The organism is Pseudoalteromonas sp. BSi20311 (assembly GCF_000239875.1).
Lineage (GTDB): Bacteria > Pseudomonadota > Gammaproteobacteria > Enterobacterales > Alteromonadaceae > Pseudoalteromonas.
In genome coordinates, this window is record NZ_BADU01000081.1 from 1 (window position 1) to 16,675 (window position 16,675).

The window sequence follows — 16,675 nt, forward strand, 5'->3', positions numbered from 1 at the left end:
ATAATCAATAAGTTAAGCAAGCAATTAATACCAAGGCTTAAATTACCACAAAAATAGTTATACAAAATAACACTCTTAACTTTACTGTTATACTCACTGAGCTATCATAGGCAGCAATTAAAACTAATAGTGATCAGCCATATTCATGAGTTCAGTAAATATTATCGTTGGTAGTCAAATGGGATCCGCCGAGTACGTTGCAGAGCAGTTAAATGATGCACTTAACAACCAAGGGATTAATAGCCAACTACATGATCAACCTGAATTTAATGAAATAGATCAACAAAATACTATTTGGTTAGTTTGTACATCAACCTACGGTGCGGGTGATTACCCTGACAACCTGATTGGTTTTATCGAACAAGTATCTCAAGTGGATGATCTTTCACATTTAAAGTATTCGGTTATTGCACTTGGCGATACTAGTTACGACACTTATAACCTTGCAGGGCGAAATGTAGATACTCTTTTAAGCCAAAAAGGCGCTGTAAAAGTAGCACAACGTTTAGAGCTTAATATTCTTGATGAAGCACTGCCCGAAGATACGGCCTTAGCTTGGTTAGACTCATGGATAGCACAGACAGGTTTAAAATAGAAAGATCAAGCGAAAAGTTATAAATAAAGTTACCCACAATTTGCTAATAATTTAATAAGTTTTGTGGATAAACACTGATTAAACTGCTTTTTTAGCCATGCTTATCCATGGGATAAGATCGAGACTTGATCGGCCTGTGTATAACAGCCTGTTTTGATCAGAGCTTATTTGCCTGAAGATCCGATCATATTAACACCTTTAGATCCGATCTAATTATATGTTTTTAATCATGATCTAAAGCTTATCAACAGAAAAACCGATCAGTAGTAGTAATAGTATTAAAAGATCTCTTTAAAAGATCCTTTATATTATTAGAGATCACTTACTTAGATCTTGAGCACTGTTTAATCATTTATCTTCTGCTAATTTCTAGGTAGAATACGCTCCCTTTTGAAGTTTACTGGTTTGATTTAAGTAGGATCCCATTAATGATTTTTCACGAAAATTTTGACGTTATCGTAGTAGGTGGTGGACATGCAGGCACTGAAGCCGCATTGGCAGCTGCCCGTATGGGGATGAATACCCTGCTGCTGACTCACAATATGGATACCCTTGGTCAAATGTCTTGTAACCCAGCAATTGGTGGCATTGGCAAAGGCCATCTGGTTAAAGAAATTGATGCCCTAGGTGGCGCAATGGCTCAAGCTATTGACAAAGGCGGGATCCAATTCCGCACGCTTAATTCTTCTAAAGGCCCTGCTGTACGAGCGACGCGTGCACAAGCGGATCGTGCCTTGTACAAAGCGGCTATTCAAAACACACTTCAAAACCAAGAAAACTTAAAGATTTTTCAGCAATCATGTGATGATCTAATCGTTGAAAATGATCGTGTAACCGGTGTGGTGACACAAATGGGTTTACGTTTTAGTGCACCTAGTGTGGTACTAACCGTGGGTACATTCTTAGGCGGTCAAATTCATATCGGCCTTGAAAATTTCAAAGGTGGCCGAGCTGGCGATCCGCCTTCAATTGCCTTAGCTGATCGCTTACGTGAATTACCATTTAGAGTAGATCGTTTAAAAACCGGCACGCCACCGCGTATTGATGCCCGGACTGTTGATTTTAGTAAAATGCAAGAACAACCAGGTGATGCACCAACACCGGTATTCTCATTTATGGGTAAACAAAGCGACCATCCGCAACAAATTCCGTGTTACATCACTTACACCAATGAAAAAACACATGATGTTATTCGCAAAAACTTACATCGCTCACCTATGTACTCAGGTGTAATCGAAGGAATAGGCCCACGTTACTGTCCGTCTATTGAAGATAAAATTGTCCGTTTTGCAGATAAAGATAAACACCAGATATTTGTAGAGCCAGAAGGTTTAACGTCATACGAGTTATACCCTAACGGTATTTCAACTAGCTTACCGTTCGATGTGCAGTTAGAAATTGTGCAATCGATCACCGGCTTTGAGAACGCACACATTTGTCGTCCTGGCTATGCTATTGAATATGACTTTTTTGATCCACGCGATTTAAAACAATCATTAGAAACAAAGTTTATTGATGGCTTATTTTTTGCTGGTCAAATTAATGGTACTACCGGTTACGAAGAAGCGGGTGCGCAAGGTCTGATCGCAGGTATGAATGCAGCATTACAAGTACAAGGTAAAGAGTCGTGGACACCACGTCGTGATGAAGCCTATGTTGGCGTACTGATTGACGACTTAGCAACACTGGGTACAAAAGAACCGTACCGTATGTTTACTAGCCGCGCTGAATACCGTTTGCTACTTCGTGAAGACAACGCTGATATTCGTTTAACTGAAAAAGGTCGTGAACTAGGTCTAGTTAACGATGAACGTTGGCAAGCATTCAACGAAAAAATGGAAGTGATCGCTAAAGAGAAACAGCGTATTAAAGATACTTGGATCCATAAAGATCATGCCATGGTTAATAAAGTAAACGAATTACTAAAAACGCCACTTGTGCGTGAAGCCAGCTTAGAAGAGTTACTGCGTCGTCCAGAAGTGCGTTATAACGACTTGATGGCGATTGAAGGACTCGGATCTGAGTTCACTAATCAGGCCGCTCTAGAACAGGTTGAAATTCATACAAAGTACGCAGGTTATATCGCGCGTCAACAAGATGAGATCAATAAGCAGCTTCGTCATGAAGAAACAATCCTACCAAAAGAGTTTGATTATAAAACCGTCTCTGGTTTATCAAACGAAGTAGTTGCAAAGCTAATTGATGCTCGTCCAGACACTATCGGCCAAGCTTCGCGTATTTCTGGTATCACCCCAGCGGCGATTTCGCTATTATTAGTGTATCTGAAGAAGCAAGGCTTGTTACGCAAAACTGCGTAACGGTAAAGGTACATTGTGTTACAGCAACAATTAACAACTTTGTTAGCGCAAACTGATATTGCGCTAACACAAAAACAACAGCAACAACTTGTCCGCTATGTTGAATTACTCGATAAGTGGAATAAAGCCTATAACTTAACCTCGGTACGTTTGCCTCAAGAAATGATGGTTAAACATATAATGGATAGCTTAGTTGTTGCTCCTCACTTGACCGGTCATCATTATATTGATGTTGGCACAGGTCCTGGTTTACCGGGCATAGTGTTAGCTATTGCCTTACCTGAAACGCAGTTTGTATTATTAGATAGTTTAGGTAAACGTGTACGTTTTTTAATGCATGTTAAACATGAGCTTGGTCTTGATAATGTCACCCCGGTGCAGTCAAGAGTTGAAGAATATCAACCAAGTGTTAAATTAGATGGCGTACTAAGTCGTGCATTTGCATCGTTACAAGATATGATTGACTGGTGCTCGCACTTAATTGATCATTCAGGTAAGTTCATTGCACTTAAAGGGGTATTTCCAAGTGAGGAATTAGACTCACTCCCTACAGGTGTTAAGTTTGAGCAAAAAATTGCATTAGAAGTACCGGATTTAGATGCACAACGACATTTAATAATTCTTTCTAAAGACTAGGGATCAGAGACACTGTGGCAAAAGTCATCGCATTAGCAAATCAAAAAGGTGGAGTAGGTAAAACTACCACTGCCGTTAATCTCGCTGCATCTATGGCTGCAACGAAGCGTAAAGTGCTGTTAATAGATCTCGACCCGCAAGGCAATGCGACCATGGGCAGTGGCGTCGACAAATATGGTGACGTCCCTACTATCTATGACTTGCTCATAGAAGATAAGCCTATTGATGAAGTGATTATTAAAGAAACCTCAGGCGAATATCATATGATTGCTGCAAACGGTGATGTGACCGCTGCAGAAGTTAAGCTGATGGAATTATTTGCGCGAGAAGTACGTTTGCGTAACGCGCTTGAAAAAATACAAGATCAGTATGAGTTTATTTTTATAGACTGCCCGCCTTCTTTAAATATGTTAACCGTTAATGCCATGGCCGCTGCCGATTCTATTTTAGTACCTATGCAATGTGAATATTATGCACTGGAAGGATTAACAGCATTAATGGACACGATTACGCAACTTGCTAAGTTAGTTAACCCTAACTTACAGATTGAAGGCATACTTCGTACTATGTACGATCCGCGTAATCGACTAGCAAATGATGTATCAGAACAATTAAAACAACATTTTGGCGATAAAGTATACCGTACGGTGATCCCACGTAATGTTCGACTTGCAGAAGCCCCAAGTTTTGGTGCCCCAGCAATGTACTACGATCGAGCATCAAGTGGCGCGAAAGCTTATTTAGCTCTCGCTGGTGAAATGCTACGCAGAAAAGAAAAAACAACTCCCGTTGTCGCCTAACTTTGAGGTAAAAAAATAACATGTCTGCTAAAAAACGAGGTTTAGGCCGAGGACTCGATGCGCTTTTAAGTTCATCTAAACCTGCACCAAGCGAAGGCAAGGAACAGGACAATGCTAACGTAACCAGCGCAGTTGAAAATGCAGCGCAGCCTAGTAACAGTGAATTACAAAAACTACCGATCGAGCTTTTACACTCAGGTAAGTACCAACCTCGTAAAGACATGTCTGAAGAGGCACTCGAAGAACTCGCCAGTTCGATACGCTCACAAGGAATTATTCAACCTATCGTTGTGCGCCCTGTTGCGCATAACAGCTACGAGATTATTGCTGGTGAACGTCGTTGGCGTGCTGCGCAAATAGCTAAGCTTGAGTTTGTACCCTGTATTATTAAAGACGTACCTGATGAAGCTGCCGTTGCTATTGCTCTGATTGAAAATATTCAGCGTGAAGACTTAAACGCTATGGAAGAAGCGATTGCACTTAATCGGTTGCTTAATGAGTTTGAGTTAACACATCAACAAGTGGCTGATGCAGTTGGTAAATCACGTACGACCGTGACTAACTTATTACGCTTAAATAATCTAAATAACGATGTAAAGATATTGTTAGAGCATGGTGACATTGAAATGGGCCACGCTCGTTGCTTGTTAGCACTTGAAGGCGAAGTGCAATCAGATGCAGCCCGTTTAGCTGTTGCAAAGGCATTGACCGTTCGCGAAACCGAAAAACTAGTTCGTTCTATTTTAGAGCCAGCTCCAGCAAAAGAAGTAATAGAAAAAGACCCAGATGTTAAACAGTTAGAGCAGCAGCTTGCTGATAACCTAGGGGCAAAGGTAGAAATAAATTACAACAAAAAAGGCAAAGGGAAGTTGGTTATTTCTTACACTAATCTTGACGAGTTAGACGGTATTTTAAACCGTATCAATCAAGACTATTCCCACCATTAATTCATTGGATGTCTAAAAAGGGACATTTACAGCGATTTTGTGTTACAAAGCACCTACTCAAGTTGCAAAACTGGCAGGATTAAGTATAATTTCGCCAGTTTTCATACCCTGACAATTAGAGCGTCATAAAGGTTAATTAAAAGTGACTAATAAGTTAGCGAGCCCGTATAGGCTTGCCGCATTAAAATTAATTTGCCTTCAGGGATTTGTAGCCCTTTTAGCTGCACTAATAATTTTTATAGGTTGGGAAACCAATGCCGCACTTTCAGCTCTAGCTGGTGGCGCAGTCGCAGTACTTCCTAACTTTGTATTTGCGCTTTATGCATTCAGATATATGGGTGCAAGTCGAGCAAATCAAGCGTATGCCTCGTTAAAACGCGGCAACGGATTAAAATTTATGCTAACAATCGTTTTGTTTGCACTAATGCTAAAGCTTTATCCGGTAGTACTGCTACCTTTCTTTTGTGCTTATGTGTTGGTGTTGTTTACAGGATTGTTTACACCCGTTTTTTTTAAACATTAACTTTTGGGATATAACATGGCTGCAGAAGAAGTTACTCTATCTAGCCATATTCAGCACCACTTAACCAATGCTAAGATGTGCTCGACCGACGCTGGTCTTGCCTTCAATAAAGCATGTACGGATAGTGGCTTCTGGACATGGCATATAGATACCCTCGCATGGTCTATCGGACTAGGTCTAATATTTTTATGGATCTTCCGTAGTGCCGCAAAAAAATCAACTCTGGGTGTACCTGGAAAACTTCAATGTTTCATTGAAATGGTTGTTGAGTTCGTTGGCGACAACGTACGCGATACCTTCCACGGTAAAAGTAAGCTAATTGCACCATTAGCATTAACAATATTCGTTTGGATATTCTTAATGAACTTAATGGATTTAATCCCAGTTGACTTCCTACCTGCATTTGCTGGCTTTGTTGGCGAAACTGCATTCGGTATGGATTCACACGACGTATACATGAAAATCGTACCAACTACAGATATCAACATGACAGCTGCACTTGCGCTGGGCGTGTTCATTCTAATGATTGGTTACTCAATTAAAATCAAAGGTATCGGCGGTTTTATTAAAGAACTAACACTTCACCCGTTTAGTTCAAACAATACAGCTATGCAGATTCTTTTAATCCCATTCAACCTATTACTAGAGCTTATCGCATTGGTTTCTAAGCCGTTTTCACTGGCTCTGCGTTTGTTCGGTAACTTATATGCAGGTGAGTTAATCTTCATCCTTATAGGTGCTGTAGGTTTAATGCAACTACCGTTGCACTTTGTGTGGGCTGTATTCCATATCTTAGTAATCGTATTGCAGGCATTCGTATTCATGATGCTTACAATCGTATACCTAAGCATGGCAAGTTCAGATAATCACTAATTACTATATTTACAATTTTACTTTTACTTTTAATACAATTGAAACTTTGGAGAAATAAATGGAAGCTTTAGAATTATTAAACGGCTTAAAATACATCGCAGTAGCTTTACTTATCGGTTTCGGTGCAATCGGCACAGCAATCGGTTTTGGTAACATGGGCGGTAAATTCCTTGAAGCATGTGCACGTCAACCTGAGCTAGCACCATCGCTACAAGTTAAAATGTTTATCCTTGCTGGTCTAATCGATGCTGTAGCAATGATTGGTGTTGGTATCGCGATGGTATTGTTGTTCGTACTTTAATTTTATTTTTTGAACAGCTTACTATTTAAGGAGGAGCGGTTGTGAACTTAAACGCCACTCTTATCGGTGAATTAATTGCGTTTACGGTGTTCGTATTATTTTGTATGAAATACGTATGGCCACCACTAAACGGTGCAATTGAAGCTCGCCAGAAGAAAATCGAAGATGGTTTAGCTGCCTCTGATAGAGCCGAGAAAGACTTAGAACTAGCGCAACAGAAAGCTGCAGAACAGCTTAAAGATGCAAAGGCTCAAGCGGCTGATATCATTGATCAAGCTAAAAAGCGTGCCGTGCTAATTGTTGACGAAGAAACTGTTCGTGGTCAGCAAGAGCGTGAAAAAATTATTGCTCAAGGGCACTCTGAAATTGAATCAGAGCGTAACCGTGTGACAGAAGAGCTACGTAAGCAAGTAGCAACTCTGGCAGTGGTTGGCGCAGAAAGAATTTTAGAGCGCGAAATCAATCAAGCCGCACATAGTGACATCGTTGAAAAACTTGTCGCTGAGCTGTAATTAGGAGGGTATGAGCATGTCTGAATTGACTACTATCGCTCGCCCATACGCTAAAGCGGCTTTTGAACTTGCCGTTGAAAAAGGCGCTATTGAAAGCTGGAATGACATGTTGTTCTTTGCTGGCCACGTTGCCAGCAATGAACAGGCATCTACCATTTTAGCTGGATTGCCTACTGCTACCGCACAAGCTGAGTTATTTATTAACTTATGTGGTGAGCAGCTCAACGAACAAGGTCAGAACCTAGTTAAGGTGATGGCTGAAAATGGACGTTTGATTGCACTACCTGAAGTTGCCCATTTATTTTCTGCTTTAAAAGCAGACTATGAAAAAGAAATCGATATTGATGTGATTTCGGCAACACCTCTTGCTGCAGCCCAGCAAGAATCATTGGTAGCGGCACTTGAAAAACGTTTCGCACGCAAAGTTAAGCTGAATTGTAGTGAAGACGCTACAGTAGTTGGCGGCCTTATTATTAAGGCAGGCGACACTGTAATTGACGGCTCTTTACGCGGTAAATTAAATCGCTTAGCCACAACACTACAATCGTAATTGGGAAAAAGAGCATGCAACTTAATTCCACTGAAATTTCAGATCTGATCAAACAACGTATTGAGAAGTTCGAAGTTGTAAGTGAAGCTCGTAACGAAGGTACAATTGTATCTGTTACTGACGGTATCATTCGCATCCACGGTCTAGCTGACTGTATGCAAGGTGAGATGATTGAGCTTCCTGGCAACCGTTATGCTATCGCACTAAACCTTGAGCGTGACTCAATTGGTGCAGTAGTAATGGGTCCTTACGCTGACCTTACAGAAGGCGTAAAAGTATACACTACTGGTCGTATCTTAGAAGTTCCTGTTGGTGCGGGTCTACTTGGTCGTGTTGTAAACACGCTAGGTGCTCCTATCGATGGTAAAGGCGCTTTAGATAACGACGGTTTTGAACCTGTAGAAAAAATTGCACCAGGTGTAATCGAGCGTCAATCAGTAGATGAGCCAGTACAAACTGGTTACAAATCTATCGATGCGATGATCCCAGTTGGTCGTGGTCAGCGTGAGCTTGTTATCGGTGACCGCCAAACAGGTAAAACTGCACTAGCAATCGATGCAATCATCAACCAAAAAGACACAGGCGTTAAGTGTGTGTACGTAGCGGTTGGTCAAAAAGCATCTACTATTGCTAACGTAGTACGTAAATTAGAAGAGCACGGTGCACTTGCAAATACTATCGTAGTTGTAGCATCTGCTTCTGAATCTGCGGCACTTCAGTACTTAGCACCGTTCTCGGGCTGTACTATGGGTGAATACTTCCGTGACCGTGGTGAAAACGCATTAATCGTATATGATGATTTATCTAAGCAAGCTGTTGCTTACCGTCAAATCTCATTGCTACTTAAGCGTCCACCAGGCCGTGAAGCATACCCAGGTGACGTATTCTACCTTCACTCGCGTCTTTTAGAGCGTGCATCACGTGTAAACACTGATTACGTAGAAAAGTTCACTAATGGTGAAGTGAAAGGTAAAACAGGTTCATTGACGGCATTGCCTATCATTGAAACTCAAGGCGGCGACGTTTCTGCGTTCGTACCGACAAACGTTATCTCTATCACCGATGGTCAGATCTTCTTAGAAACTGACTTATTCAACTCAGGTATCCGTCCGGCAGTAAATGCTGGTATCTCGGTATCGCGTGTTGGTGGTGCTGCACAAACTAAAATCGTTAAGAAACTAGGTGGCGGTATCCGTCTAGCCCTAGCTCAGTACCGTGAATTAGCTGCGTTCTCGCAGTTCGCGTCTGACCTTGATGATGCTACTCGTGCTCAACTTGAGCATGGTGAGCGTGTAACAGAGCTAATGAAGCAGAAACAGTACGCGCCAATGTCTGTTGCTGAAATGTCTTTGTCGTTATTCGCAGCTGAGAAAGGTTACTTGCAAGACATCGAAATCTCTAAAATCATGGATTTCGAAGCGGCATTACTTTCTTTCGCAAATAGCACATACGCAGAGCTTATGGCTCAAATCAATGAAACTGGTAACTACAACGCCGAGATCGAAGCGCAGCTTAAAGAACTTCTAGAGAAGTGCAAGTCTACGCAAACTTGGTAATTTAGTTATTAATGGTGTGCTTTATATCCTAAAGCACACCTTGATTCGGAGAGAGAGTCATGGCCAGCGGAAAAGAGATTAAAAGCAAGATCGGCAGTATTAAAAATACTCAAAAGATCACTAGCGCAATGGAAATGGTTGCTGCGTCTAAAATGAAAAAGGCGCAAGAACGAGTGGCTTCAAGCCGTCCATACGCTGAAAAATTACGTAAAGTGATTGGTCGTGTTGCTCAAGCAAATCTTGATTTTACTCACCCGTTCTTAGAAGAGCGTGAAGTAAAACGAGTTGGTTATATTGTTATCTCTACTGACCGTGGTCTATGTGGCGGCTTAAACTCAAATGAGTTTAAGAAAGTTGCATTAGACATTAAAGCGTGGAAAGAGAAAGGCGTAGATGCTGATTTTGCTACTTTAGGTAGTAAAGCAGCTGGCTTCTTTCAACGTTTTGGTGGTCAAGTGCTTGCTAAAAAAGCAGGTCTTGGAGATAAGCCTTCAGTACAGGACGTAATTGGTCCGGTAAAAATAATGCTAGATGCATTCTCTGAAGGTAAAATTGACCGTTTATTCCTGGTATATAACAACTTTGTTAATACCATGAAGCAAGAGCCAATAGTAGATCAGTTACTCCCTTTGCCAAAAGCTGAAGAAGAAGTATCTACACATGCGTGGGATTATTTATATGAACCAAACCCAGAGGCTATTTTAGAGTCTTTGTTAGTACGTTTCATTGAATCTCAAGTATACCAAGGTGTAGTTGAAAACGCTGCCTCTGAACAGGCTGCCCGCATGGTTGCAATGAAAGCTGCAACTGATAATGCCGGTGACCTTATGGATGAGTTACAGCTTGTATATAACAAAGCTCGCCAAGCAGCAATCACACAAGAAATTAGTGAGATTTGTTCTGGTTCAGCAGCAGTTTAATGCTTCAGGCAAAGATTAACGAGAGGAATAGACATGAGTTTAGGTAAGGTCGTCCAAATTATCGGCGCCGTTGTGGATATCGAATTTCCACAAGACAGCGTGCCAGCCGTATATGACGCGCTAAAAGTAACAGATGGCGATTTAGCTGGTTTGACTTTAGAAGTTCAACAGCAGCTAGGTGGCGGTGTGGTACGTACTATCGCACTAGGTACTACAGACGGTTTACGTCGTGGTGCTTCAGTAGAAAACACAGGCGAAGCAATTCAAGTTCCAGTTGGTACTAAGACCCTAGGTCGTATCATGAACGTGCTTGGTGAGCCAATTGATGAAGCAGGTCCAATCGGTGAAGACGAGCGTATGTCTATCCACCGTGCAGCACCTACTTACGAAGAGCAATCAAGCTCAGTTGAGCTTTTAGAAACGGGTATCAAGGTAATCGACCTTGTATGTCCATTCGCTAAAGGTGGTAAAGTTGGTTTATTCGGTGGTGCCGGTGTTGGCAAAACCGTAAACATGATGGAACTTATCCGTAACATCGCAATCGAGCACAGCGGCTACTCAGTATTCGCAGGTGTTGGTGAGCGTACTCGTGAGGGTAACGATTTCTACCATGAAATGAACGATTCAAACGTACTTGATAAAGTATCGCTTGTATACGGTCAGATGAACGAGCCACCGGGTAACCGTTTACGCGTAGCGTTAACAGGTCTTACTATGGCTGAGAAGTTCCGTGACGAAGGTCGCGACGTACTTTTCTTCGTAGATAACATCTACCGTTATACACTTGCGGGTACAGAAGTATCAGCACTTCTTGGTCGTATGCCATCAGCGGTAGGTTACCAGCCTACACTTGCTGAAGAAATGGGTGTACTTCAAGAGCGTATCGCATCTACTAAGACTGGTTCAATTACTTCAATCCAAGCGGTATACGTACCTGCGGATGATTTAACGGATCCATCTCCAGCAACAACGTTTGCTCACTTAGATGCAACAGTGGTACTTTCACGTGATATCGCATCACTAGGTATCTACCCAGCGGTAGACCCTCTTGATTCATCTTCACGTCAGCTTGATCCACAAGTAATTGGTGAAGAGCATTACGGTATAGCGCGTGGCGTTCAAACAGTTCTTCAGCGTTACAAAGAACTTAAAGACATCATCGCGATTCTAGGTATGGACGAGCTTTCTGACGAAGATAAGCAACTTGTATCTCGTGCACGTAAAATCCAGCGTTTCCTATCTCAGCCATTCTTCGTGGCAGAGGTATTTACAGGTGCGCCAGGTAAATATGTTTCACTTAAAGACACAATTGCAGGCTTCAAAGGTATCTTAAACGGTGAGTTTGATGATATGCCAGAGCAAGCGTTCTACATGGTTGGCTCTATTGAAGAAGCTCAAGAAAAAGCCAAAAGCATGTAATTAGGAGGGTAGTATGGCAGCTATGACTGTACATCTTGATGTAGTAAGTGCTGAAGAGAAATTATTTTCTGGTTTAGTAGAATCTATTCAAGTATCTGGTAGTGAAGGTGAGTTAGGTGTTAATGCCGGTCACGCCCCACTACTAACTGCCCTTAAACCTGGTATGGTACGTTTAGTTAAGCAATTTGGTGAAGAAGAACTCATCTATATTGCTGGCGGTACACTAGAAGTTCAACCGAACATAGTGACCGTACTTGCTGATACAGCTGTTCGTGGTGAAGACCTGGACGAGAAAGCTGCAGAGCAAGCTAAACGTGACGCTGAAGCCCAAATGGCAAAAGGTGCATCTGCTGAGCTTGATTACAATCAAGCCGCAATGCAACTAGCTGAAGCAATTGCTCAGCTACGCGTTATTCAGCAATTACGTAAAAAGTAAGCCTATCTGGTTTTTAAAAGCCCACTTTATGTGGGCTTTTTTGTGCCTGATGATAAATCCCGTCGCTATTTGTAAATAAATTAATCGTTATGGCTAATATCTCTTCATTATTACTTATATCTGCGCAAGATCCTCGTTACAATAACCCTATTCTATTAGGTGTTACTTTGCTTAAGTTAAGATTCAGTAGCCATTGCTTAGCCTACTGAGTATTTGCACATGATGTGACTTACGTAATCTACTTTGCAGCACACTTATTCTATTAAGCTAAAACAACGGAAAAAGGAAATTGTTTTAATGGCTCTAACAACAGTAATTCTTGCAGCGGGTAAAGGTACTCGTATGCGCTCTGCTCTGCCTAAGGTACTGCATAAAGTGGCAGGTAAACCTATGGTGCAACATGTTATCGATAATGCCAATGCGCTAGGTGCTACATCGACTAACTTAGTTTATGGTCATGGCGGCGAATTATTACAACAACAACTTGCCGATAATAACGTAAACTGGGTACTGCAAGCTGAGCAGCTAGGTACAGGCCACGCAGTGGCACAAGCAAATCCTCATATTAACGATAACGACACTGTACTGGTTTTATACGGTGACGTACCTTTAACTAAGCAATCTACACTTGAACGTTTATTAGCAGCGACACCTAAAAATGGCTTAGCAGTGTTAACCGTTAATCTAGCAAACCCAAATGGTTACGGGCGTATGCTACGTGTTGATGGCAAGCTAGTAGGTATTGTTGAACAAAAAGATGCCAATGCAGAGCAGTTACTTATTAACGAAGTAAACACCGGTATTATGGCGGTTAATGGCAAGCTTTTAAAAACATGGTTAGGTAATTTATCTAACAATAATGCTCAAGGCGAATACTACCTAACAGATATAGTTGCTATGGCGCACAGTGAAGGTGTAGAAATTACATCAGCACAGCCTGATCATCCAATGGAAGTTGAAGGTGCAAATAACCGCGTACAACTTGCAGGATTAGAGCGTGCTTACCAAGCATGGCAAGCAGAAGAACTCATGCTAAATGGTGCAACTCTTGCCGACCCTGCACGTATTGACGTACGTGGCGATGTTAAAACAGGTGAAGATGTCCTTATCGATATCAACGTTATTTTTGAAGGTAATGTAACCTTAGGTAATAATGTACAAATTGGCCCTAACTGCGTACTTAAAAACTGTAGCATCGGCGATAATGTTATTATTAAAGCTAATACACTAATTGAAGATGCATCAGTTGCGGCTAAATGTACACTCGGTCCATACGCCCGCCTTCGCCCTGGTGCAGTAATGGAAGAAGACTCGCACATTGGTAATTTTGTCGAAATGAAAAAAACCCGTTTAGGCAAAGGTTCTAAAGCAAACCACTTAAGTTACTTAGGTGATGCTGAAATTGGCGAGAAAGTGAATATTGGCGCAGGCACAATTACCTGTAACTACGATGGCGTGAATAAAGCAAAAACCATTATTGGCAATAATGCCTTTATAGGGTCTAACTCGTCACTGGTTGCTCCTGTAAATATTGGTGCTACAGCAACCGTTGGCGCAGGCTCTGTTATTACCAATGCCGTAGCGGATGATCAGCTAGCTGTAGCACGTGGCAAGCAACGTAATTTAGATGGTTGGAAACGTCCTGTTAAAAAATAGTAATGATCATTACTTATTAAATATTTAAAGGCGAGTTTAATGACTCGCTTTTTTATTACCTAAATATAATTCAAATAACAATGCCATACTATTGTCATCCCTGTGTGTTGATATTTAACTAATACAACACTAAGGAAAACAATAATGTTAAACAAATCAATAATAGCCCTTTCTTTGCTATCACTATTAACTGGTTGCTCACTAGATGGTGATGACGGCCAAAATGGCGCTCAGGGTGTACAAGGTACAGCGGGTAATAATGGCGAAAACGGCACTAATGCAAATTCAGCTTTAAATATAAATCTTATTGGCCGCGCAGTCCTCAATGCACAAAGCCCAGAGGGGGCAGCTGAAATAGTCGCCTACCAAGCCTCTAAAAAATGGATTTATGCCATTAATAGCTCTGGCGATGAGGCTGTTGTGAATATCATTCCTGCCGATACGTTCGACACCGCAGCATTAGTAAAAGATAACGAAGGTATTGTAAACGCGACCAACTTAGCCTCTGCCATTACGCTCTCACTAAATGAAAATACGCCTGGTGATGCAAACAGCATAGCTATCGATGCAAATAACCAATTATTAGCGGTAGCAATGGCTGCTACAAACGTGGGCGAAGCTGGCCAAATAGCGTTTTACAATATTGGCGGAGATACACCAGTATTTATTAAAAATGTAACTGTAGGTGCCCTACCCGACATGGTGACATTTAGCCATGATGGTGAAAAAGTAGTGGTTGCTAATGAAGGTGAACCTAATGGCGACTACAGTATCGACCCCGAAGGCACAATTAGCATTATCGATATCAATAACGGCACTATTGCCGATACCGCTTTGAGCATAAACTTTCAAGCTTACAATAATAAGCAAGCAGAATTAGAAGCGCAGGGCTTAGTGTTTGCCAATCCTACTGGACGTACTATCAATGGCAGCTTAATAAATACCACCGTTGCTATGGATTTAGAGCCAGAATATGTGAGTATTTCCAAGGATAATAAATACGCGTATGTCTCTATTCAAGAAAATAACGGCCTAGCTATCATCAACCTTGAAGATAATTCCCTTGAGCTAAAAGGGCTCGGTTTTAAAGATTGGTCAAACTTACAATTTGACGCATCGGACAAAGACGGTGGTGTTAACTTTAAATCATACCCTGGTTTATATGGCATGTATCAGCCAGATACAATTGCAAGTTTTAGCTGGAAAGGAGCCAACTTTATTGTATCTGCCAATGAGGGTGATGCACGCGAATACTTTTTTGATGCCAGTGGTGAAGCTGATTGCATCGCTCAGGGTGGCCTTGATTATGACGCTAAAGATGGGTGTTTGGCATATATAGATGAAAGCCGCGTAGAAGATCTAACGCTCGCAGCCAATTTTGATTACTTGAATAACGATGATAACGACATTGGTCGTTTAAAAGTTACAACAGTAAAAGGTGATAAAAATAACGACGGCCAATACGAATCGCTTTATGCCTATGGCGCACGCTCATTTACCATTTGGGATAGCAATGGGCTGGTGGTGTTTGACTCAGGCGATCAAATTGCACGAGTAACCGCTTCTGTTCATGGCAATGCATTCAATAATAACGAAGATGAAAATAAAGGCGATACACGCTCAGATGATAAAGGGGCAGAACCCGAAGCGCTAACATTAGGTGAGGTTGGCGATAGGTTATTTGCTTTTGTTGGCTTAGAGCGTATGGGCGCAATAATGGTGTTTGATATAACCAACCCTTACGATGTGAAATTTCAAGACTATTTTTATAATCGTGGTTTAGAACCAAGTGCAGATATAACTGGCGATCTTGCTCCTGAAGGAATGACATTTGTTCCTGCAGCGCAAAGTGCAACAAACGAAGCACTGCTTATAGTCGGTAATGAAATCTCAGGCTCAATTGCCGTATGGGAAATAACAACTCAGTAATTAGTAAAGTTTTAAGTAAAAGCGATGTAGCGGTTATCTATAAATCGCTTTTACTTCCTCCCCTCTCAATAATCATGCCTTATGTGAATGCTTTTTAATCAAAAACAGCCCTGCAGCCCTTCATTTGTATGGTTACTGTACTAAATTGAAATTAATTTAATAAAACTGAAATAAAGCATTGACCCTCTCCAGAATATCCCTATAATGCGCATCCACTGACCCGGCAGGCAGCAATGAAAAGCGCTGAACAAACGGTAAGTGAGTCGAGTAAAACTTAGCTTTCAAATCTTTTAAAAGAAACTGAAAATTAAGTGTTGACAAAAGAATAGGAAAGCGTAATATGCGCATCCCTAGCGAGATAAAGTTTAACGCTTTAATCGCAACGTTCTTTAACAATATAAAGCAATCATCTGTGTGGGCACTCGTACAGATTGAGTTCTAACAGCCAAGCTACTTAGGTAGTGAGGCAAACAAATTTAGAGTCTCAATTTAAACTGAGTGACCAACAGCAATAACTACTTAGGTAGGAATTGCAGCACAGTCAATTCAATATCGAAAGATATTAAATAAATTCAGAATTCATTGAGCTGTCGAAAGACAAAAAACTTTTTAATTGAAGAGTTTGATCATGGCTCAGATTGAACGCTGGCGGCAGGCCTAACACATGCAAGTCGAGCGGTAACAGGAAGTACTTGCTACTTTGC

16 protein-coding genes and 1 rRNA gene are annotated in these 16,675 nt (G+C 41.4%); all 17 read left to right on the forward strand.

The features are described from left to right. Positions 1 to 145 precede the first annotated feature (145 nt). A complete protein-coding gene (mioC, locus tag P20311_RS09390; RefSeq protein WP_008112109.1) occupies positions 146 to 595 on the forward strand; it encodes an FMN-binding protein MioC in 450 nt (149 codons plus the stop codon). 428 nt (positions 596 to 1,023) lie between these two features. Further along, the gene (gene mnmG / locus P20311_RS09395) at positions 1,024 to 2,913 is read left to right on the forward strand and encodes a tRNA uridine-5-carboxymethylaminomethyl(34) synthesis enzyme MnmG (RefSeq protein WP_008112111.1); all 1,890 of its coding nucleotides are present in this window, start codon (positions 1,024 to 1,026) and stop codon (positions 2,911 to 2,913) included. A gap of 15 nt (positions 2,914 to 2,928) precedes the next feature. Further along, positions 2,929 to 3,549 carry a 16S rRNA (guanine(527)-N(7))-methyltransferase RsmG gene (gene rsmG / locus P20311_RS09400; RefSeq protein WP_008112113.1) on the forward strand — a complete coding sequence of 207 codons (621 nt, stop codon included), beginning with the start codon at positions 2,929 to 2,931 and terminating at the stop codon, positions 3,547 to 3,549. Between the two features lie 14 nt (positions 3,550 to 3,563). Continuing rightward, positions 3,564 to 4,349, forward strand: a complete 786-nt coding sequence (locus P20311_RS09405; protein WP_008112117.1) for a ParA family protein — start codon at positions 3,564 to 3,566, stop codon at positions 4,347 to 4,349. Positions 4,350 to 4,369: 20 nt separating this feature from the next. Then, the gene (locus P20311_RS09410; protein WP_008112119.1) at positions 4,370 to 5,296 is read left to right on the forward strand and encodes a ParB/RepB/Spo0J family partition protein; all 927 of its coding nucleotides are present in this window, start codon (positions 4,370 to 4,372) and stop codon (positions 5,294 to 5,296) included. Between the two features lie 142 nt (positions 5,297 to 5,438). Further along, a complete protein-coding gene (locus P20311_RS09415) occupies positions 5,439 to 5,819 on the forward strand; it encodes an ATP synthase subunit I (RefSeq protein WP_008112121.1) in 381 nt (126 codons plus the stop codon). 15 nt (positions 5,820 to 5,834) lie between these two features. Continuing rightward, positions 5,835 to 6,692, forward strand: a complete 858-nt coding sequence (atpB, locus tag P20311_RS09420; RefSeq protein ID WP_008112123.1) for a F0F1 ATP synthase subunit A — start codon at positions 5,835 to 5,837, stop codon at positions 6,690 to 6,692. A gap of 58 nt (positions 6,693 to 6,750) precedes the next feature. After that, positions 6,751 to 6,993 carry a F0F1 ATP synthase subunit C gene (gene atpE / locus P20311_RS09425; RefSeq protein ID WP_008112128.1) on the forward strand — a complete coding sequence of 81 codons (243 nt, stop codon included), beginning with the start codon at positions 6,751 to 6,753 and terminating at the stop codon, positions 6,991 to 6,993. Positions 6,994 to 7,034: 41 nt separating this feature from the next. Beyond that, a complete protein-coding gene (atpF, locus tag P20311_RS09430; protein WP_008112130.1) occupies positions 7,035 to 7,505 on the forward strand; it encodes a F0F1 ATP synthase subunit B in 471 nt (156 codons plus the stop codon). A 16-nt stretch (positions 7,506 to 7,521) separates the two neighbouring features. After that, positions 7,522 to 8,055, forward strand: coding sequence for a F0F1 ATP synthase subunit delta (gene atpH / locus P20311_RS09435; protein ID WP_008112132.1), 534 nt, complete (start codon positions 7,522 to 7,524; stop codon positions 8,053 to 8,055). Between the two features lie 14 nt (positions 8,056 to 8,069). After that, positions 8,070 to 9,611 carry a F0F1 ATP synthase subunit alpha gene (gene atpA / locus P20311_RS09440; protein WP_008112134.1) on the forward strand — a complete coding sequence of 514 codons (1,542 nt, stop codon included), beginning with the start codon at positions 8,070 to 8,072 and terminating at the stop codon, positions 9,609 to 9,611. A 59-nt stretch (positions 9,612 to 9,670) separates the two neighbouring features. Then, entirely contained in the window at positions 9,671 to 10,531 is an 861-nt protein-coding gene (atpG, locus tag P20311_RS09445; RefSeq protein WP_008112136.1) for a F0F1 ATP synthase subunit gamma, read from the forward strand. Between the two features lie 33 nt (positions 10,532 to 10,564). After that, a complete protein-coding gene (atpD, locus tag P20311_RS09450) occupies positions 10,565 to 11,950 on the forward strand; it encodes a F0F1 ATP synthase subunit beta (RefSeq protein ID WP_008112138.1) in 1,386 nt (461 codons plus the stop codon). Positions 11,951 to 11,963: 13 nt separating this feature from the next. After that, positions 11,964 to 12,386, forward strand: coding sequence for a F0F1 ATP synthase subunit epsilon (locus tag P20311_RS09455; protein ID WP_008112140.1), 423 nt, complete (start codon positions 11,964 to 11,966; stop codon positions 12,384 to 12,386). Positions 12,387 to 12,683: 297 nt separating this feature from the next. After that, complete coding sequence (gene glmU, locus P20311_RS09460) at positions 12,684 to 14,042, forward strand: bifunctional UDP-N-acetylglucosamine diphosphorylase/glucosamine-1-phosphate N-acetyltransferase GlmU (protein ID WP_008112144.1); 1,359 nt, start codon at positions 12,684 to 12,686, stop codon at positions 14,040 to 14,042. A 144-nt stretch (positions 14,043 to 14,186) separates the two neighbouring features. Then, positions 14,187 to 15,971 carry a choice-of-anchor I family protein gene (locus P20311_RS09465; protein ID WP_008112146.1) on the forward strand — a complete coding sequence of 595 codons (1,785 nt, stop codon included), beginning with the start codon at positions 14,187 to 14,189 and terminating at the stop codon, positions 15,969 to 15,971. 610 nt (positions 15,972 to 16,581) lie between these two features. Further along, positions 16,582 to 16,675, forward strand: a 16S ribosomal RNA gene (locus tag P20311_RS09470); the annotation flags it as partial.